Source organism: Pseudomonas sp. rhizo66, from assembly GCF_031931925.1.
In the GTDB taxonomy this organism is placed as follows: domain Bacteria; phylum Pseudomonadota; class Gammaproteobacteria; order Pseudomonadales; family Pseudomonadaceae; genus Aquipseudomonas.
Genome location: NZ_JAUJWZ010000022.1, coordinates 40,147 through 59,571 on the forward strand (window position 1 = coordinate 40,147; position 19,425 = coordinate 59,571).

At 58.8% G+C, this 19,425-nt stretch carries 15 protein-coding genes; 12 read left to right on the forward strand and 3 right to left on the reverse strand.

Annotated elements, in window-relative coordinates; translation table 11 throughout:
• Positions 1-38 precede the first annotated feature (38 nt).
• The 7 genes from apaG to QZR14_RS23610 all read left to right on the forward strand — a co-directional run bounded on the left by apaG (position 39) and on the right by QZR14_RS23610 (position 8,119).
• Positions 39-419 carry a Co2+/Mg2+ efflux protein ApaG gene (apaG, locus tag QZR14_RS23580; protein ID WP_250607936.1) on the forward strand — a complete coding sequence of 127 codons (381 nt, stop codon included), beginning with the start codon at positions 39-41 and terminating at the stop codon, positions 417-419.
• Positions 419-1,300, forward strand: a complete 882-nt coding sequence (locus tag QZR14_RS23585; RefSeq protein WP_250607934.1) for a symmetrical bis(5'-nucleosyl)-tetraphosphatase — start codon at positions 419-421, stop codon at positions 1,298-1,300. The genes apaG and QZR14_RS23585 overlap by 1 nt, the downstream gene beginning before the upstream one ends.
• Positions 1,301-1,333: 33 nt before the next feature.
• The gene (gene glpE / locus QZR14_RS23590; RefSeq protein WP_311997881.1) at positions 1,334-1,663 is read left to right on the forward strand and encodes a thiosulfate sulfurtransferase GlpE; all 330 of its coding nucleotides are present in this window, start codon (positions 1,334-1,336) and stop codon (positions 1,661-1,663) included.
• A gap of 298 nt (positions 1,664-1,961) precedes the next feature.
• Entirely contained in the window at positions 1,962-3,884 is a 1,923-nt protein-coding gene (locus QZR14_RS23595; RefSeq protein ID WP_007910115.1) for a PrkA family serine protein kinase, read from the forward strand.
• 117 nt (positions 3,885-4,001) lie between these two features.
• The gene (locus QZR14_RS23600) at positions 4,002-5,273 is read left to right on the forward strand and encodes a YeaH/YhbH family protein (protein ID WP_250607932.1); all 1,272 of its coding nucleotides are present in this window, start codon (positions 4,002-4,004) and stop codon (positions 5,271-5,273) included.
• Positions 5,270-6,832: a SpoVR family protein gene (locus QZR14_RS23605; RefSeq protein ID WP_311997882.1), complete on the forward strand. Its 1,563-nt coding sequence runs from the start codon at positions 5,270-5,272 to the stop codon at positions 6,830-6,832. The genes QZR14_RS23600 and QZR14_RS23605 overlap by 4 nt, the downstream gene beginning before the upstream one ends.
• A gap of 63 nt (positions 6,833-6,895) precedes the next feature.
• Positions 6,896-8,119, forward strand: coding sequence for a multifunctional CCA addition/repair protein (locus QZR14_RS23610; RefSeq protein ID WP_250607930.1), 1,224 nt, complete (start codon positions 6,896-6,898; stop codon positions 8,117-8,119).
• A gap of 90 nt (positions 8,120-8,209) precedes the next feature.
• Here the strand turns inward: QZR14_RS23610 and folK are convergent, their stop codons facing one another.
• Together folK and folB are read right to left on the reverse strand one after the other, a co-directional pair.
• Positions 8,210-8,725, reverse strand: coding sequence for a 2-amino-4-hydroxy-6-hydroxymethyldihydropteridine diphosphokinase (gene folK, locus QZR14_RS23615; RefSeq protein WP_250607929.1), 516 nt, complete (start codon positions 8,723-8,725; stop codon positions 8,210-8,212).
• A complete protein-coding gene (gene folB / locus QZR14_RS23620; RefSeq protein WP_064390789.1) occupies positions 8,716-9,072 on the reverse strand; it encodes a dihydroneopterin aldolase in 357 nt (118 codons plus the stop codon). Before folB ends, folK begins: the two co-directional genes overlap by 10 nt.
• Positions 9,073-9,146: 74 nt before the next feature.
• Here folB and plsY point away from each other — a divergent pair, with 74 nt between their 5' ends.
• The gene (plsY, locus tag QZR14_RS23625; RefSeq protein WP_064390790.1) at positions 9,147-9,716 is read left to right on the forward strand and encodes a glycerol-3-phosphate 1-O-acyltransferase PlsY; all 570 of its coding nucleotides are present in this window, start codon (positions 9,147-9,149) and stop codon (positions 9,714-9,716) included.
• A gap of 23 nt (positions 9,717-9,739) precedes the next feature.
• Here the strand turns inward: plsY and tsaD are convergent, their stop codons facing one another.
• Entirely contained in the window at positions 9,740-10,765 is a 1,026-nt protein-coding gene (tsaD, locus tag QZR14_RS23630; protein WP_311997883.1) for a tRNA (adenosine(37)-N6)-threonylcarbamoyltransferase complex transferase subunit TsaD, read from the reverse strand.
• Between the two features lie 199 nt (positions 10,766-10,964).
• Here tsaD and rpsU point away from each other — a divergent pair, with 199 nt between their 5' ends.
• The 4 genes from rpsU (at position 10,965) to QZR14_RS23650 (ending at position 19,415) form a co-directional block, all read left to right on the forward strand.
• Positions 10,965-11,180 (forward strand): 30S ribosomal protein S21, encoded by a 216-nt coding sequence (gene rpsU, locus QZR14_RS23635; RefSeq protein ID WP_002551877.1) that lies wholly within the window; start codon positions 10,965-10,967, stop codon positions 11,178-11,180.
• A gap of 485 nt (positions 11,181-11,665) precedes the next feature.
• A complete protein-coding gene (gene dnaG / locus QZR14_RS23640; protein WP_250607928.1) occupies positions 11,666-13,630 on the forward strand; it encodes a DNA primase in 1,965 nt (654 codons plus the stop codon).
• Between the two features lie 67 nt (positions 13,631-13,697).
• Entirely contained in the window at positions 13,698-15,542 is a 1,845-nt protein-coding gene (gene rpoD, locus QZR14_RS23645; protein ID WP_250607927.1) for an RNA polymerase sigma factor RpoD, read from the forward strand.
• A 126-nt stretch (positions 15,543-15,668) separates the two neighbouring features.
• Positions 15,669-19,415 carry a bifunctional diguanylate cyclase/phosphodiesterase gene (locus QZR14_RS23650; RefSeq protein WP_311997884.1) on the forward strand — a complete coding sequence of 1,249 codons (3,747 nt, stop codon included), beginning with the start codon at positions 15,669-15,671 and terminating at the stop codon, positions 19,413-19,415.
• Positions 19,416-19,425: the final 10 nt, after the last annotated feature.

Sequence of the window (19,425 nt, forward strand, 5' to 3'; positions counted from 1 at the left end):
GCTACGCCCCGCGTTCCGCTTCGTTTAAGGCCTCTTGCATGTCCGATTCCCGTTATCAGGTCGATGTCAGTGTCGTTACTCACTATCTGGCAGACCAATCGCAGCCCGAGCAACACCGCTTCGCCTTCGCCTACACCATCACCGTGCAGAACAATGGTGAGCAGCCCGCCCGCCTGATGTCGCGTCACTGGGTGATCACCGACGGTGACGGACATGTCGAAGAAGTTCGCGGCGCAGGCGTCGTCGGCCAGCAACCTTTGATCGACGCTGGCCAAAGCCACACGTACAGCAGCGGCACGGTGATGACCACCAAGGTCGGCACTATGCAGGGCACCTACGAAATGGTTGCCGACGACGGCAAGCATTTCGACGCTATCATCAAACCTTTCCGCCTCGCCGTGCCTGGAGCCTTGCACTGATGACGACGTATGCCGTCGGCGACCTGCAAGGCTGCCTCGAACCGCTCAAGTGCCTGCTCAAGCAAGTAGCGTTCGACACCAGGCTCGATCGTCTGTGGCTGGTCGGCGATCTGGTCAACCGTGGCCCGCAGTCGCTGGAAACCCTGCGCTTTCTATATGGCATGCGCGAGTCGCTGGTCTGCGTACTCGGTAATCACGACCTGCACCTGCTGGCAGCGGCGAAAAACATCGAGCGTTTGAAAAAGTCCGATACCCTGCGCGAGATTCTCGAAGCACCGGACAGTGCCGAACTGCTGGAATGGGTGCGTCAACAAAAGCTCATGCACTACGACGAGCAGCGCGATGTCGCCATGGTCCACGCTGGCATTCCACCGCAGTGGTCGTTACGCCGCGCCTTGAAGTGCGCTGATGAAGTCCAGACGGCCCTGCGAGACGACAACATGCTGCTCGCCTACCTCGACGGCATGTATGGCAACGAGCCAGCGAAATGGGACAACGATCTCAAAGGCGTGGCCCGCCTTCGTGTGATCACCAACTATTTCACGCGCATGCGCTTCTGCACCGCCGAAGGCAAACTCGACCTCAAGAGCAAGGAAGGCCTCGACACTGCCCCGCCCGGCTACAAACCCTGGTTTCAGCACAAGGAGCGCAAGACCAAAGGCCTGCGCATCATCTTCGGCCACTGGGCGGCGCTTGAAGGGAATATCCATGAGCCAGGTATCTCGGCGCTGGACACCGGTTGTGTCTGGGGCGGCAGCCTGACCCTGATGAACGTCGACAGCGGCGAGCGCGTGTCGTGCAAATGCGATGAACACGGCGGCCTCGCCCCGACCGTCGCACCACTTATCCCCGAAACTTCGCCAGTCAGCACACCGCGTTAGACTGCGCTTTCAGCCGAGCAACAGGAACCCGCCATGAGCGAATTCAAACGAATCCCCCCGGAACATGCCCAGGCCCTGCGTGAGCAAGGTGCCGTTGTCGTCGACGTTCGCGACCCGGCCACTTTTGCCGCGCTGCACATCAGTGGCTCAAAGCATCTGGACAATCACTCGCTGCACGCTTTCATTCAAGGTGCCGACCTCGATGCGCCAACTGTAGTCGTCTGCTACCACGGCAATTCCAGCCAGGGTGCCGCGGCGTACCTGATCAGCCAGGGCTTCTCCGACGTCTACAGCATGGACGGCGGCTTTGAGTTGTGGCGTACGACGTATCCCTCAGAAACCGCGCAAGGCACCGCCGAATAATTTTTTTTGTCACGCGCAGGCCCCGGCTGACGTGGGCCTGCGCCGGCAGACGAACGGTCTTGCCACACATAATTACGTATCTCGCCTTTACCTCCCGAATTCCCAACTATCCTTAAGCCCAGGCCATCCAAAACAGGGGAGAGCCGGTACACCGGCGCACGGGTCATCGGGAGTGACTTTCGCGATTGTCGATCGTGAAAGTGTTCTGGGGGGTAAACAAACAGCTGCCACAACAGTTGTTTGCCAGCATCGACTGAGTGATCCGGCGTCGGCTCCACGTATCGAGCGAGGTGACGTCATGAGTATCTTTAGCCACTTCCAACAACGCTTCGAGTCCACACGCCAGGAAGAACTCTCGCTGCAAGAGTACCTGGAGCTGTGCAAGAAAGACCGTAGCGCCTACGTTTCCGCCGCCGAGCGTCTATTACTGGCCATCGGTGAGCCGGAACTGCTCGACACCTCGACCAATTCGAGGCTGTCACGCATCTTCTCCAACAAGGTGATCCGTCGCTATCCGGCCTTTGAAGACTTCCACGGGATGGAAGAATGCATCGACCAGATCGTCTCGTATTTCCGCCACGCCGCCCAAGGCCTGGAAGAGAAGAAACAAATCCTCTATCTGCTCGGCCCCGTCGGTGGCGGTAAATCGTCCCTGGCCGAGAAGCTGAAACAATTGATCGAAAAAGTGCCCTTCTATGCGATCAAGGGCTCGCCGGTATTCGAATCGCCTCTGGGTCTGTTCAACGCCACTGAAGATGGCGCGATCCTCGAGGAAGACTTCGGCATTCCACGGCGTTACCTGAACACCATCATGTCGCCATGGGCGACCAAGCGCCTGGCCGAATTTGGCGGCGACATCAGCCAGTTCCGCGTGGTCAAACTCTACCCGTCGATCCTCAACCAGATCGCCGTGGCCAAGACCGAACCGGGCGACGAGAACAACCAGGACATTTCCGCACTGGTCGGTAAAGTCGACATCCGCAAACTTGAGGAATACCCACAGAACGACGCCGACGCCTACAGCTACTCCGGTGCGCTGTGCCGGGCCAACCAGGGCCTGATGGAATTCGTCGAAATGTTCAAGGCACCGATCAAGGTGCTGCACCCATTGCTGACCGCGACGCAGGAAGGCAACTACAACAGTACCGAAGGCCTCGGGGCGATTCCGTTCACCGGGATCCTCCTCGCCCACTCCAACGAATCGGAATGGCACACTTTCCGCAACAACAAGAACAACGAAGCGTTCATCGACCGGATCTACATCGTCAAAGTGCCGTATTGCCTGCGCGTCAGTGACGAAGTGAAGATTTACGACAAATTGCTGTTCAACAGCTCGCTGGCCAAGGCCCATTGCGCGCCTGACACCTTGAAAATGCTCGCGCAGTTCACGGTGCTGTCACGCCTCAAGGAGCCGGAAAACTCCAACATCTATTCGAAGATGCGCGTCTACGACGGCGAAAACCTCAAGGACACCGATCCGAAGGCCAAGTCGATTCAGGAATACCGCGACTCGGCAGGCGTCGACGAAGGCATGAACGGTCTGTCGACCCGGTTTGCGTTCAAGATCCTCTCCAAGGTGTTCAACTTCGACCCGCATGAAATCGCCGCCAACCCGGTGCACCTGCTCTATGTGCTGGAACAGCAGATCGAACAGGAACAGTTCCAGGCCGAGACGCGCGAACGCTATTTGCGCTATCTGAAGGAATACCTGGCACCGCGTTATATCGAATTCATCGGCAAGGAGATCCAGACCGCGTACCTCGAGTCTTACAGCGAGTACGGCCAGAACATCTTCGACCGCTACGTGCTGTACGCGGACTTCTGGATTCAGGATCAGGAATACCGCGATCCGGAAACCGGCGAGATCCTCAACCGCGTCGCGCTCAACGAAGAACTGGAAAAAATCGAAAAACCGGCCGGCATCAGCAATCCGAAGGATTTCCGCAACGAGATCGTCAACTTCGTATTGCGCGCACGGGCCAACAACAACGGCAAGAACCCGACCTGGCTCAGCTACGAAAAACTGCGGGTGGTCATCGAGAAGAAAATGTTCTCGAACACCGAGGACCTGCTGCCAGTCATCAGTTTCAATGCCAAGGCAAGCAAAGAGGATCAGCAAAAGCACAACGACTTCGTCACTCGAATGGTCGAACGCGGCTACACCGACAAACAGGTACGGCTTCTTTCCGAATGGTACCTACGGGTCCGCAAATCGCAATAAAGCAGCTGCAAGCTTCTAGCGACAAGCTGCAAGAGAACAGCAGAGACCGGTCTCGGGAACGGGAGAGCTTTCACTTGTAGCTTGAAGCTTATGACTTGAAGCTCCCCGGAGGGGTCTATGAGCTATGTGATCGACCGACGTCTCAATGGCAAGAACAAGAGCACGGTAAACCGCCAGCGGTTCCTGCGGCGTTACCGTGACCACATCAAGAAGGCTGTCGAAGAGGCGGTCAGCCGGCGTTCCATTACCGATATGGAGCACGGCGAACAGATCAGTATTCCCGGTCGCGACATCGACGAACCGGTGCTTCACCATGGTCGCGGCGGCAAGCAGACTGTTGTGCATCCCGGCAACAAGGAATTCACCGCCGGCGAACACATCGCCCGCCCGCCGGGAGGAGGTGGCGGACGTGGTCCGGGCAAGGCCGGCAACTCCGGCGAGGGCATGGACGAATTCGTCTTCCAGATCACCCAGGAAGAATTCCTCGAGTTTATGTTCGAAGACCTCGAACTGCCGAATCTGGTCAAACGCAACCTGAGCGGCACCGACACCTTCAAAACCGTACGTGCGGGAATCAGCAACGAGGGTAATCCGTCGCGGATCAACATCATCCGTACCCTGCGTTCAGCCCACGCACGGCGCATTGCCCTGTCCGGCAGCAGCCGGGCGAAACTGCGCGAAGTCAAAGCCGAACTTGAACGCCTGAGACGCGAAGAACCAGACAACTTCGGCGATATTCAGGAGCTCGAGGCAGAAATGGAGAAACTCAGCGCGCGCATTCATCGCGTGCCGTTCCTCGACACTTTTGACTTGAAATACAACCTGCTGATCAAACAACCGAATCCGAGCTCAAAAGCGGTGATGTTCTGCCTGATGGACGTCTCCGGCTCCATGACCCAGGCGACGAAGGATATCGCCAAGCGCTTTTTCATCCTGTTGTATCTGTTCCTGAAACGGAACTACGACAAAATCGACGTGGTGTTCATCCGCCATCACACCAGCGCCCGGGAAGTCGACGAAGAGGAGTTTTTCTATTCACGGGAAACCGGCGGCACCATCGTTTCCAGCGCCCTGAAACTGATGCAGGAAATCATGGCCGAGCGCTATCCGAGCAACGAGTGGAACATCTACGCGGCGCAGGCTTCCGACGGCGACAACTGGAACGATGACTCGCCGATCTGCCGTGACATCCTGATCAACCAGATCATGCCGTTTGTGCAGTACTACACTTATGTGGAGATCACCCCGCGCGAACATCAGGCCTTGTGGTACGAATACGAACGCATCGCCGAAGCTTTCTCTGACACTTTTGCCCAGCAGCAACTGGTCTCGGCCGGGGATATCTATCCGGTCTTCCGTGAACTCTTCCAGCGCAGGTTAGTGACATGACCGCCAAAGAGCAGAAGCGCCAACCCATTTCCACCGGCTCCGAATGGACGTTCGAGCTGATCCAGACCTACGACCGCGAGATCGCCCGGATCGCGGCCCGCTATGCGCTGGATACCTACCCCAATCAGATCGAAGTGATTACCGCCGAGCAGATGATGGACGCCTATGCCTCGGTGGGCATGCCGCTGGGTTACCACCACTGGTCCTACGGCAAACACTTCCTCAGCACTGAAAAATCCTACAGCCGTGGGCAGATGGGCCTGGCCTACGAAATCGTGATCAACTCCGACCCGTGCATCGCCTATCTAATGGAGGAAAACACCATCTGCATGCAGGCGCTGGTAGTGGCCCATGCCTGCTACGGCCACAACAGTTTCTTCAAGGGCAATTACCTGTTCCGCACCTGGACCGACGCGAGTTCTATCATCGATTACCTGGTGTTTGCCAAGCAGTACATCATGCAGTGCGAGGAGCGCCACGGCATCGATGCGGTGGAAGATCTGCTCGACTCCTGCCATGCGCTGATGAACTACGGCGTCGACCGCTACAAGCGTCCTTACCCGATCTCCGCCGAAGAAGAACGCCGCCGGCAAAAGGATCGCGAAGAACACATGCAGAAGCAGATCAACGATCTGTGGCGCACCATTCCCAAAGGTGCGGACAAGTACAGCGACAAGGACAATGCCCGCTTCCCGGCAGAGCCGCAGGAAAACATCCTGTATTTCATCGAGAAACACGCGCCGTTGCTGGAACCGTGGCAGCGCGAGATCGTGCGGATCGTGCGCAAGATCGCCCAGTATTTCTATCCACAACGCCAGACCCAAGTAATGAATGAAGGCTGGGCAACGTTCTGGCATTACACGCTGATGAACGACCTGTATGACGAAGGGCTGGTTACTGACGGCTTCATGATGGAGTTCCTGACTTCGCACACCAGCGTGGTGTTCCAGCCAGGTTTCGATAGTCCCTACTACAACGGCATCAACCCCTACGCGCTTGGTTTTGCGATGTATCGCGACATCCGGCGCATGTGCGAAGAACCAACCGAGGAGGATCGTCACTGGTTCCCGGAAATCGCCGGGACCGACTGGCTGTCGACCATCAAGTTCGCCATGAGCAGCTTCAAGGATGAGAGCTTCATCCTGCAGTACCTGTCACCGAAAGTGATCCGTGACTTGAAACTGTTCAGTATCCTCGATGACGACCAAAAGGACGATCTGCTGGTGCCGGCCATCCACGATGAACCCGGTTACCGGATCATCCGCGAAACCCTGGCGGCGCAATACAACCTCGGCAACCGTGAACCGAACGTGCAGATTTACAGCATCGATCGGCGCGGCGACCGCTCACTGACCCTGCGTCACCAGCAGCACGACCGCAAACCACTGGGTGATTCCACTGAAGAGGTGCTTAAACACCTGCATCGTTTGTGGGGCTTCGATATTCATCTGGAAACCCTGCAAGGCGACCAGATCATGAAAACCCATCACGTTCCGCCGCGCAGCGAACACAGCGAAGGCGATTACGGTCGGCTTGATCTTGCCGTGATTCATCTTTGATCCGGTTCTGGCCTCCGAAAGTCTGACGCAAGGGTTATCCTGTCGGGCTAACGGAGGTTTTTTATGCAGATTTTCAAGGTTGGCGGTGCCGTACGTGACCGCTTGCTGGGCAAACCGGTCACGGACATCGATTGGGTGGTGGTCGGTGCCACCACGGACGAAATGCTCGCCCAGGGTTATCGCCCGGTTGGCGCGGATTTCCCGGTGTTTCTTCATCCCAAAAGCGGCGAGGAGTACGCCCTCGCCCGCACGGAACGCAAGAGCGGACGCGGCTATGGCGGCTTCACCTTTCACGCCAGCCCCGAAGTGACGCTCGAAGAAGACCTGATTCGCCGCGACCTGACCATCAACGCCATGGCCGAGGACGATCAACACAATCTGACCGATCCCTATCATGGCCAGCGCGACTTGGAAGCCCGGATCCTGCGCCACGTTTCTCCGGCGTTCGCCGAAGATCCCCTCCGTGTACTGCGCGTTGCCCGTTTCGCTGCGCGTTATGCCGGGCTGGGCTTTACTGTCGCGCCGGAGACGCTGGAATTGATGCGAAAGCTCAGCGAGTCCGGCGAACTGGAAGCGCTGACCGCCGAACGCAACTGGAAAGAAATCTCCCGAGCACTGATGGAAGATCAGCCGCAGGTGTTCATTCAGGTGCTGCGCGACTGCGGCGCGCTGAAAGTACTGATGCCGGAAGTCGACGCACTTTTCGGTGTGCCACAACCGGAAGCGCATCACCCGGAAATCGATACCGGCCTGCACACCCTCAGCGTGCTGGAACAATCAGCGCTGCACAAACAACCGCTGACGGTTCGTTGGGCCTGTCTGCTGCACGACCTCGGCAAAGGCCTGACCCCGCAAGCAGAGTGGCCGCGGCACATCGCCCATGAACACACCGGGTTGAAGCTGATCAAAGCAGTCAGCGAACGCTTCAAGGCGCCGAAGGATTGCCAGGAACTGGCGTTGCTGGTCGGCCAGTACCACACCCATGGCCACCGCGCGCTGGAGCTGAAAGCTTCGACGCTGCTGGAACTGCTGCAGAGTTTTGACGTGTATCGCCGACCGCAGCGGTTTGAAGAGTTCATCGCCGCGTGCGAAATGGATGCCCGCGGACGCAAGGGGCTGGAGCAGAGAAATTATCCACAGGCGGATTACTTGCGTGGCGCGGCGAAGGCTGCGCGCGAAGTTGCGGTGCAGCCGTTGCTGGAGAAGGGATTCAAAGGCCCGGAACTGGGCGAAGCGCTGAAGCGTGAACGGCTCAAGGCGTTGAAAGCCTACAAAGAGAACGCCTGAAGCAAGATCCAAAGATCGCAGCCTGCGGCAGCTCCTACACGGGAATATGCGTTTCTCTGTAGGATCTGCCGCAGGCTACGATCTTTTGCCTTAAAGATTCTGCGGGGTCAGTTGCGCGCCACGCCACTCGAACGCCACCGGCGCCAGCACCTGATCAATCTGCGCTTCAGCCCACAATGTCGCGAAGCTTTTTCCCACGCCCGGATGCACGCGATCCGGCGCAATCAACGACAACGGCCACAACACAAAAGCATTTTTCAGAATTTCCGCACGCGGCAAGACCAGACCGTCGAAATTCCCCACCAGATCGCCATACAGCAGCACGTCGATATCCAGCGGCAAGCCCTTGCGATCCGGTGCATAGCGACCGTTATCCGCCTCGATGAATTTCAAGCGCCGGTCCAGCTCGATCAACGGCAGGTCGGTATACGCCGACACCACAAAGTTGAAGAACGGCCCGCTTTTGATCCCCACAGGCGCGCTTTCGAACACCGCCGAACAGCGGATATCCACCAGAAATGTCGCCAAAGCGTCGAGCCCGGCGCGCAAATGACTTTCGCGCTCGATATTGCTACCGAGCCCGAGGTAGACCTGAGTCAGCGACATCCGCGCTCGATCTCCACGCCCACACCACCCTTGGCAGCCGGAACGGCGCCGGGCTTGGTCAGCTTCAGGCGTACCCAAGTGATCTTGAATTCGCTCATCAGCACTTCAACCAGACGCTCGGCGAAGGTCTCGACCAACTGAAACTGCGCTTGCTCGGCAAACGCCTGAATCCGCGTGGATACGCTGGCGTAGTCGAGCGCCAGGGTCAGGTCATCTCCGGCGGCGGCCGGGCGATTGTCCCAGGCGAAGCTCAGATCAAGTCGCAGACACTGGCGGATGCCGCGCTCCCAGTCGTAGGCACCGATCACGGTGTCGACTTCCAGGCCCTCGATAAACACTCTGTCCAAGCACTTCTCTCCGCTGCACGACAAGGGCGCAATGCGCCGTTAGAATCAGGGCGTCCTCGCCCGGAATAGTTAGCATGTTTTGGTTACTGGCGACTCTCGCCTACCTGCTCGGCTCGCTGTCCTTCGCCATTTTGCTCAGCCGCCTGACCGGAAACCCGGATCCGCGAATGAGTGGCTCGGGCAATGCCGGCGCCACCAACATGCTGCGCCTGGCCGGTCGCAAACTGGCGATCCTGACCTTGCTGGGTGATCTGTGCAAAGGCCTGGTGCCGGTGCTGATCGCCTCGGCTGTCGGCCTTTCGCTGCAGGATCAGGCGTGGATCGGCGTGTGCGCCGTGATCGGTCACCTGTTCCCGCTGTACTTTCGCTTTCGTGGCGGCAAGGGTGTCGCCACCGCTGCCGGCATGCTGCTGGGCCTGTATCCGCCCGCCGCGCTGCTGGCCGTGTGCGCCTGGCTGCTGACGTTCTACCTGACCCGCACCAGCTCGCTCGCAGCACTGATCGCCACTCCCTTGACCCTGCCGCTGCTGGCCTGGCAGGAACCGGAAGCGCTGCTACCGATGAGCGCGCTGACCCTGCTGATCGTCTGGCGCCACCGCGGCAATCTACGCGACCTGTTTGCCGGGCGCGAACGGCATTTTTAAATACCGGCCATGAACGCCGCTGATCACAACGGCGACAATTGCTCCATCGGCCAGCGCGCCTGCACGCTGATTGCCAGACTTTCCTGCTGACCGGCCTGCAAGCGCTGGCAACCGGCAAACGCGATCATCGCGCCATTGTCGGTGCAGAACTCGGGACGGGCGTAGAACACATCACCCTTCATGTCGCCGAGCATCTTCTCCAGCGACACGCGCAATGCCTTATTGGCACTGACGCCGCCAGCGATCACCAGACGCTTCATGCCGGCCTGCTTCAGGGCACGCTTGCACTTGATGGTCAAAGTCTCCACCACGGCCTGCTGGAACGCCAGCGCGATGTCGCAACGGGCTTGCTCGTTGTCGTCCCCGGCGCTGACGCATTGCTGCCAGGTATTGAGGGCGAAGGTTTTCAAGCCGCTAAAGCTGAAATCCAGGCCCGGGCGATCGCACATCGGACGCGGGAAGGTAAAACGTCCTGCGACGCCCTTCTCGGCCAGTTTGGCGATTTCCGGGCCGCCCGGATAATTGAGGCCCATCATCTTCGCGGTTTTGTCGAACGCTTCACCAGCGGCGTCGTCGAGCGTCTCGCCGAGCAGGCTGTACTGGCCGATGCCATCCACCTGAACCAGCTGCGTATGACCGCCGGAGACCAACAAAGCGACGAACGGGAATTCCGGTGGTTTTGGCTCCAGCATCGGCGCCAGCAAGTGGCCTTCCATGTGGTGCACGCCGAGCGCCGGAATGCCCCAGGCAAACGCCAGCGCCTGAGCGCAGGAGGCACCGACCAGCAACGCGCCAACCAGGCCGGGGCCAGCGGTATAGGCGATCGCATCGATCTCGGTCGGCACGCAGTCGGCCTCGGCCAACACCTGACGAATCAAGGGCAGCATGCGTTTGACATGGTCACGCGAGGCCAGCTCCGGCACTACGCCACCATAAGCGCGGTGCAGGTCGATCTGGCTAAACAGTGCATCGGCCAGCAGGCCGCGTTCGCTGTCATATAATGCGACACCGGTTTCGTCGCAGGAGGTTTCTAATCCCAGTACTAGCATGGGTTTGCGCCTTGTTTAGGCTGAATTCGAAGGCGCGCATAATAGTCGCCGCGTGATGCCCCGACCAGCGGTTTTCGATCAGAGGCTTTGCATTCCGAGCGATGAGGGGTTAACATCCGCAACCCTTAAAAACCGACGTCTTCAAGTGCTCTTTTGCCGCGAGGATGTTGACCCCGGTAATGAATGAAGGTAGCTCTGGATGCCAGCCGTCAAAGTTAAAGAGAACGAACCCTTCGACGTAGCTCTGCGTCGTTTCAAGCGCTCCTGCGAAAAAGCCGGTGTACTGGCTGAAGTTCGTAGCCGCGAATTTTACGAGAAGCCAACTTCTGAGCGTAAGCGCAAAGCAGCAGCCGCTGTTAAGCGTCACGCCAAGAAAGTTCAGCGCGAACAGCGCCGCGCCGTTCGTCTGTACTAATACACAGACGTTCGTAGCAAGCTTCTTGCCTAAGCCCGGCTCTCAGCCGGGCTAATGGCATTTGCGTAAAACGCTTGATGCTTCACCGTCGAAGCCGCACACGCGACCGAGACAAATCTGCTTCACGCGTCAGACCTGGCTCTTTTGCCAGCGGTGCACGTCTTTTCTGACGAGCCTTTCAAGGCTACTGACGAGCACACCCACTGATTCCTCTTACGACGATCAGCCCAAGGCACCTGCATGCGTGCCCGCTTTATTGAGCTATCCGAGGCCCTGAACCGGCCGTCAGCGGATTCAGCGCAACACTTTCAAATAGTCGACGACTGATGAGTACTAACGTCAGTGGATTTTCGGCAGATACACTTCCCGACAGCGATTACGCAGACGACACTGGTCGAGCCGCACATTTTGCGCGCTTCAAACAATGACCCGCGTCCGGCAGCCTTTCGCATCGGACTTATTACAGCGCAGACGATGAGAACGCCATGGCCGGGCTGATTCCCCAGAGCTTCATTGACGACCTGCTGAACCGCACCGACATCGTCGACGTGGTCAGTTCGCGCGTGCAATTGAAGAAGGCCGGCAAAAACTACACCGCCTGCTGCCCGTTTCACAAAGAGAAAACCCCGTCCTTCAGCGTCAGCCCCGACAAGCAGTTCTATTACTGCTTCGGCTGCGGTGCCGGCGGCAATGCCCTCGGCTTTCTCATGGATCACGACAACCTGGATTTCCCCCAGGCTGTCGAAGATCTGGCCAAAGCTGCCGGCATGGAAATCCCCCGCGAAGAAAGCGGCCGCGAGCGCAAGCCACGGCAGCCGACCGATTCGCCGCTGTATCCACTGCTCACTGCCGCCGCCGACTTTTACCGGCAGGCGCTCAAGAGCCATCCGGCACGCAAAGCCGCAGTGGATTACCTCAAGGGCCGCGGCTTGACTGGCGAGATCGCCCGGGATTTCGGTCTCGGCTTCGCGCCGCCGGGCTGGGACAACCTGTTCAAGCACTTGAGCAGCGACACTTTGCAGCAGAAGGCCATGATCGACGCCGGCCTGCTGATCGAGAACGCCGAAACCGGCAAACGCTATGACCGCTTCCGCGATCGCGTGATGTTCCCGATCCGCGACACCCGTGGGCGCATCATCGCTTTCGGCGGCCGCGTGCTCGGCGACGACAAGCCGAAATACCTGAACTCACCGGAAACCCCGGTATTCCATAAAGGCCAGGAACTCTACGGCCTCTATGAAGCACGCAAGAACAACCGCAACCTCGACGAAATCATCGTCGTCGAAGGCTACATGGACGTCATCGCCCTCGCTCAGCAGGGGCTGAAGAACGCCGTCGCGACGCTGGGCACCGCGACCAGCGAAGAACACATGAAGCGCCTGTTCCGCGTCGTACCGAACGTATTGTTCTGCTTCGACGGCGACCAGGCCGGCCGTAATGCCGCCTGGCGCGCCCTGGAAGCCACGCTTTCAAGCCTGCAGGACGGGCGCCGCGCACGCTTCCTGTTTCTGCCCGAAGGCGAAGACCCGGATACCTTGGTGCGCGCCGAAGGCACTGATGCCTTCAAGGCCCGGATCAATCAGCACGCTCAGCCGCTGGCGGATTATTTCTTCCAGCAACTGACCGAAGAGGCCGATCCGCGGTCGCTCGAAGGCAAGGCCCATCTGGCCACCCTCGCCGCACCGCTGATCGACAAGGTTCCGGGTGCCAACCTGAGGATTCTGATGCGTCAGCGCCTGACCGAAATCACCGGCCTGAGCAGTGAAACCGTCAGTCAGCTCGCACAAAATGCACCGCAGGAAGCGCCGCCTGCCTACGATCCGGGCATCGATTACGACGCAATGCCGGACTACAGCGACTACCATCAGCCGCAGGCACAGGACATGTATGTGCCGCAGCAGGAGTGGACACCGAAGAAGCCCGGCGCTGGCGGCAAGAAGTGGGACAAAAAGCCCTGGGACAAGAACGGCAAACGTGGCGGTGATCGCGACCAGCAGCGCCCGCGCACACCGATTGGCGTAGAGTCGCCGACCCTGACCGCCCTGCGCACACTGCTTCATCACCCGCAACTGGCCGAACGCGTCGAAGATGCCGGGCACATTGCGGACGAAAATCAGACCAACGCCCAGTTGCTTGTGGCGCTGCTCGAAGCCGTACAGAAGAATCCCAAGCTAAACTCATTTCAGTTGATCGCGCGATGGCACGGCACCGAACAGGGACGCTTGCTCAAGGCACTGGCAGAAAAGGAGTGGCTGATTGACGGCGATAACCTTGAACAACAGTTTTTCGACACCATTACTAGCTTGTCAGCCCGCCAACGCGAGCGAAATCTGGAACAGTTGCTCAGGAAAGCGCGTCAAAGCGAACTGAGTATCGAAGAGAAAAATCAACTGCGCGACCTACTAAGTCGCAATGTTTCCGCATCAAACCCGACCTCAACTGGCGCGTGAGGTCATAGCTCAGGTATAATCCTCGGCTTGTTTTTTGCCCGCCAAGACCTTCAGTGGATAGGGTGTTATGTCCGGAAAAGCGCAACAGCAGTCTCGTATTATTGAGTTGATCAAACTGGGTCGTGAGCAGAAGTATCTGACTTACGCCGAGGTCAACGACCACCTGCCCGAGGATATTTCAGATCCTGAGCAGGTGGAAGACATCATCCGCATGATTAACGACATGGGGATCCCCGTACACGAGAGTGCTCCGGATGCGGACGCCCTTATGTTGGCCGACGCCGATACCGACGAGGCCGCTGCGGAAGAAGCAGCCGCTGCGTTGGCAGCGGTGGAGACCGATATCGGTCGCACCACTGACCCTGTGCGCATGTACATGCGTGAAATGGGTACGGTCGAGCTTCTGACTCGTGAAGGCGAAATCGAAATCGCCAAACGTATCGAAGAGGGCATCCGTGAAGTGATGAGCGCAATCGCGCACTTCCCTGGCACGGTTGACCACATTCTCTCCGAGTACACCCGCGTCACCACCGAAGGTGGTCGCCTGTCCGACGTCCTGAGCGGTTATATCGACCCGGATGACGGCATTGCGCCGCCTGCCGAAGTGCCGCCGCCGATCGAAGCGAAAGCAGCGAAAGCCGACGACGACACCGACGACGATGAAGCCGAATCTTCCGACGACGAAGAAGAAGCCGAAAGCGGTCCGGATCCGGTCATCGCTGCCCAGCGCTTCGGCGCCGTGGCTGACCAGATGGAAATCACCCGCAAGGCCCTGAAAAAGCACGGTCGCAACAACAAGGCAGCGATTGCCGAGTTGCTCGCACTGGCCGAGCTGTTCATGCCGATCAAACTGGTACCGAAGCAATTCGAAGGCCTGGTCGAGCGTGTTCGCAGTGCCCTGGATCGTCTGCGTCAGCAAGAGCGCGCGATCATGCAACTGTGCGTACGGGATGCACGTATGCCACGCGCCGATTTCCTGCGTCAGTTCCCGGGCAATGAAGTCGACGAAAGCTGGTCCGACGCCCTGGCCAAAGGCAAGAGCAAATACGCTGAAGCCATTGGTCGCGTACAACCGGACATCATTCGTTGCCAGCAGAAACTGATCGCGCTGGAAACCGAAACCGGTCTGACCATCGCAGAAATCAAGGACATCAACCGTCGCATGTCGATCGGTGAGGCCAAGGCCCGCCGCGCGAAGAAAGAGATGGTTGAAGCCAACCTGCGTCTGGTGATCTCGATCGCCAAGAAGTACACCAACCGCGGCCTGCAATTCCTCGATCTGATCCAGGAAGGCAACATCGGTCTGATGAAAGCGGTGGACAAGTTCGAATACCGTCGTGGTTACAAGTTCTCGACTTATGCCACCTGGTGGATCCGTCAGGCGATCACTCGCTCGATCGCCGACCAGGCCCGCACCATCCGTATTCCGGTGCACATGATCGAGACGATCAACAAGCTCAACCGTATTTCCCGGCAGATGTTGCAGGAAATGGGTCGCGAACCGACCCCGGAAGAGCTGGGCGAACGCATGGAAATGCCTGAGGACAAGATCCGCAAGGTATTGAAGATCGCTAAAGAGCCGATCTCCATGGAAACCCCGATCGGTGATGACGAAGACTCCCATCTGGGTGACTTCATCGAAGACTCGACCATGCAGTCGCCAATCGATGTCGCCACTGTTGAGAGCCTGAAAGAAGCGACTCGCGAAGTGCTGTCCGGCCTTACTGCCCGTGAAGCCAAAGTACTGCGCATGCGTTTCGGTATCGACATGAACACCGACCATACGCTCGAAGAAGTGGGCAAACAGTTTGACGTAACGCGTGAGCGGATCCGTCAGATCGAAGCCAAGGCGCTGCGCAAGCTGCGCCACCCGACGCGAAGCGAGCATCTGCGCTCCTTCCTCGACGAGTGATACCAGAACCCCCGGCCCAGGCCGGGGGTTTTGTTTATAGGGCAGATTAAATCCTTCGCAGCCCCCCTCCCCCGCATACCCCGTCTACACTCGAAACAATCATCCCCGAGCCATAACGAGAGCGTTATGCCCAGATTGGCGTCCGTGCTTTTTTTGCTGTCACTGATGATCTGGACCGCAACGGCTGACGCGCTGACTCTGACCGATGAAGAACGTAGCTGGCTGGCGGCTCACCCGGACTTGCACCTGGGTGTCGATGCGTCGTGGCCGCCCTTTGAGTTTCGCGATGACCAGAACCGTTATCAGGGCCTGGCGGCAGACTATATCGACGTGATTCGCCAACGCTTGGCGATCAAATTGACGCCCATCGAACCGGTGAGCTGGACGCTGGTGCTGGAGCAGGTCAAACAGGGCAAGATCGACCTTCTGCCCGGCATCATGTCCACCCCCGAGCGCCAGACCTACCTGTCGTTCACCCGCCCTTATCTTGATTTTCCGATCGTCATTCTCGCCCACATCGGCGGCGCGCAACCGCGCAAGCTCGACGACCTGTATGGTTTGAAGATCGCCGTGGTGGAGAACTACGCGCCCCACGAACTGCTGCGCACTCACCATCCCGATCTGAATCTGGTGGCCATGCCCAACGTCAGCTCGGCATTGCAGGCGCTGGCGACCGACGAAGTGGACGCCGTCGTCGGCGACCTCGCGTCCAGCGTCTGGAGCCTGCGCCAACTCAAGCTCGACGGCCTGTACGTCAGCGGCGAAACCCCGTATCGCTACCAACTGGCGATGGCCGTGCCCCGTGACAACAAGGTGCTGGTGGGAATTCTCGACAAAGTCCTCGCGGACATGAGCCCTGATGAAATCAGCAGCATTCAGGAACATTGGGTCGGTAACGTCCTTGATCATCGGACATTCTGGTCGGATCTGCTGATCTACGGTTTGCCGGGTCTGTTGCTGTTGGTGGCGATTCTCGCCGTGGTGATCCGCATCAACCGCCGCCTCAGTTCGGAAATCGCCCGCCGCATCGACCTCGAACAGGAACTGCGCAGCAGCGAATACCACTATCGCGGCCTGGTCGAGAGCCTGTCGGCCATCGCCTGGGAAGCGCGGATGAGCGACTTCACCTATAGCTATGTCTCACCCCACGCCGAAGACTTGCTTGGCTATCCGCAATCACACTGGTTGATCCCCGGGTTTTGGCACAACATCATTCACCCGGCCGACCTGACCCGTACGCAGAGTTACTGCAAAGAAGCGCTTCGCCAGGGTCGCGATCACATCGTCGACTATCGCGTGATCACCGCTGATGGCCGCTGCCTGTGGGTGCGCGACATCGTCAGCCTGATCGAACACGGTCATGAACCAGTCATGCGTGGCTTGATGATCGACATCAGCGAAATCAAACGCACGGAAGAGGCATTGCGGCTGTCGGAGCAAAAATTCGCCTCAGTGTTCCAGCAATGCCCGGACATTCTGGTGATTGCACGGCTGTCCGATGGCTGTCTGCTGGAGGTTAACGAAGCGTTTGAAGAGCAGATCGGGCTGAAAGCCGAAGAAGTCCTGGGGCAAACCGCGACCGATCTGAATATCTGGGGGATTCCCGGCGTCGGGCCGGGGCTGCTACAGCGCTTGCAAGCGGGCAGCATTCGCAATCTGGAAATGCCCTTTCGCCGCAACAATGGTCAGCTGTTTACCGGCCTGATTTCCGCCGAGCCGTTTGACCTCGACACCACCCCCGCGCTGGTTGTCGTAGTGCGTGACATCTCCCAGCTCAAGGAAACCCAACAGCAACTGCAAACCTCCGAAGAGAAGTTCGCCAAAGCCTTCCACGCCTCGCCGGACGGCTTGTTGCTGTCACGCCAGAGCGATGGCCTGCTGCTGGAGGTCAACGAAGGTTTCAGCCGTATCACCGGTTTCAATAGCGCCATGTCGGTGGATCGCTCGGCGCTGGATCTGGGGATCTGGGTCAACCTCAATGAACGCAAACAGATGCTCGATCTTTTGCATCGTGACGGCTTCGTCCGTGACTTCACCTGCCATATCCGCCGCAGCGACGGGCAGATCCGCCTCTGCGAAGTGTCCAGCCGTCCGCTGCCGATCGGCGAAGAAGACTGCATGCTGACCATCGCCCGCGACATCACCGAGCGGCATCTGATGCAGGAAAAACTGCAACAGGCCGCCACCGTGTTCGAAAGTACCGCTGAAGGCGTACTGATCACCGACACCCAACAGCACATCAGTGCGGTCAACCGCGCCTTTACAGAAATCACCGGCTATAGCGAAAGCGAAGCGCTCGGGCATACACCGCGTCTGCTCGCCTCAGGCCTGCATGACAGCGCCTTTTACGCGGCAATGTGGCACCAGTTGACCGACGAGGGCCACTGGCAAGGCGAGATCTCCAACCGGCGCAAGAATGGCGAGTTATACCCGAGCTGGCTGACCATCAGCGCCGTGCGCAACCGCGACAAGTTCATTACCCACTTTGTCGCGGTGTTTGCCGACATCTCCAGCCTCAAGCACGCGCAAGCCAAGCTCGACTATCAGGCGCACCACGACCCACTCACCGGTCTGCCAAACCGCACGCTGTTCGAAAACCGCTTGCTGATGGCACTGAACAGCCAGCAGGAAAATGGCGGTCAGGGCGCCGTGCTGTTTCTCGATCTTGACCGTTTCAAACACATCAATGACAGCCTCGGCCACCCGGTCGGCGACCTGCTGCTCAAGGGCATCGCCGTGCGCCTCAAAGAGCAGTTGCGCGACATCGATACCGTGGCGCGTCTGGGCGGTGACGAATTCATCATCCTGCTGCCCGGCCTGCAACAGGCCAGCGACGCCGACAACATCGCCACCAAACTGCTCAATTGCTTCGGAGCACCGTTCCAGGCCGGCGAGCATGAGTTCTTCATCAGCGCCAGCATCGGCACCAGTCTCTATCCGAGGGACGGCTGCGATGTCGCCACGCTGGTGAAAAACGCCGACGCGGCGATGTACCGTTCCAAGGCCAAAGGCCGCAACCGCGTCGAGAGCTACACTCGCGACCTCACCGCCCAGGCCAGCGAGCGTATTGCGCTTGAGCACGAACTGCGCCGGGCCATCGAGCGCGATGAACTGTTCCTCTACTACCAACCGAAAATCAGCCTCGACGATCATCGTCTGGTCGGAGCCGAAGCGCTGATCCGCTGGCGTCACCCGACCTTCGGCGACGTGCCGCCTGAGCACTTCATTCCGCTGGCCGAAGAGAACGGCATGATCCTGCAGATCGGTGACTGGGTGCTCGAAACGGCGTGCCGGCAAATGTTCGAATGGAGTCAGGTCTATGACAGCCTCGGTCCGCTGTCAGTAAACCTCGCCGGCGCGCAACTGCGGCAGCCGAATCTGCTCGTACGCATTGAGCAGTTGCTCAACGACAACCGCCTGCAGCCGGATTTACTGCAACTGGAAATTACCGAGAATTTCATCATGAGTCAGGCCGAAGAGGCGCTGGCGGTGCTGCACCAACTCAAACACCTCGGCGTTCAATTGGCGATCGATGACTTCGGCACCGGATACTCTTCGCTCAGTTACCTCAAACGCCTGCCACTGGACATCCTCAAAATCGACCAGTCGTTTGTCCGCGGACTGCCCGACGACCCCCACGATGCAGCCATTGTGCGGGCCATCATCGCGCTGGGCCGGAGCATGCAATTCACGGTTATCGCCGAGGGTGTGGAAACCCAGGCGCAACAACAATTTCTCGCCGCCGAGGGCTGTGAACAGATCCAGGGCTACATCGTCAGCCTGCCGCTGCCGCCGGAAGAATTTGCGGCAACGTTTCTTCATGTAACCGTATCGGATTTTTCGGATAGCACAGCCGAGAAACCGTCGCTATAATCCGCGACCT

Bases quoted from the DNA above. Each gene is read 5' to 3' on its own strand.
- glpE (WP_311997881.1), top strand. From the start codon at position 1,334: ATGAGCGAATTCAAACGAATCCCCCCGGAACATGCCCAGGCCCTGCGT.
- QZR14_RS23610 (WP_250607930.1), top strand. From the start codon at position 6,896: ATGCAGATTTTCAAGGTTGGCGGTGCCGTACGTGACCGCTTGCTGGGC.
- QZR14_RS23585 (WP_250607934.1), top strand. From the start codon at position 419: ATGACGACGTATGCCGTCGGCGACCTGCAAGGCTGCCTCGAACCGCTC.
- QZR14_RS23605 (WP_311997882.1), top strand. From the start codon at position 5,270: ATGACCGCCAAAGAGCAGAAGCGCCAACCCATTTCCACCGGCTCCGAA.
- rpsU (WP_002551877.1), top strand. From the start codon at position 10,965: ATGCCAGCCGTCAAAGTTAAAGAGAACGAACCCTTCGACGTAGCTCTG.
- folK (WP_250607929.1), bottom strand. From the start codon at position 8,725: ATGTCGCTGACTCAGGTCTACCTCGGGCTCGGTAGCAATATCGAGCGC.
- QZR14_RS23600 (WP_250607932.1), top strand. From the start codon at position 4,002: ATGAGCTATGTGATCGACCGACGTCTCAATGGCAAGAACAAGAGCACG.
- dnaG (WP_250607928.1), top strand. From the start codon at position 11,666: ATGGCCGGGCTGATTCCCCAGAGCTTCATTGACGACCTGCTGAACCGC.
- apaG (WP_250607936.1), top strand. From the start codon at position 39: ATGTCCGATTCCCGTTATCAGGTCGATGTCAGTGTCGTTACTCACTAT.
- QZR14_RS23650 (WP_311997884.1), top strand. From the start codon at position 15,669: ATGCCCAGATTGGCGTCCGTGCTTTTTTTGCTGTCACTGATGATCTGG.
- plsY (WP_064390790.1), top strand. From the start codon at position 9,147: ATGTTTTGGTTACTGGCGACTCTCGCCTACCTGCTCGGCTCGCTGTCC.
- QZR14_RS23595 (WP_007910115.1), top strand. From the start codon at position 1,962: ATGAGTATCTTTAGCCACTTCCAACAACGCTTCGAGTCCACACGCCAG.
- rpoD (WP_250607927.1), top strand. From the start codon at position 13,698: ATGTCCGGAAAAGCGCAACAGCAGTCTCGTATTATTGAGTTGATCAAA.
- tsaD (WP_311997883.1), bottom strand. From the start codon at position 10,765: ATGCTAGTACTGGGATTAGAAACCTCCTGCGACGAAACCGGTGTCGCA.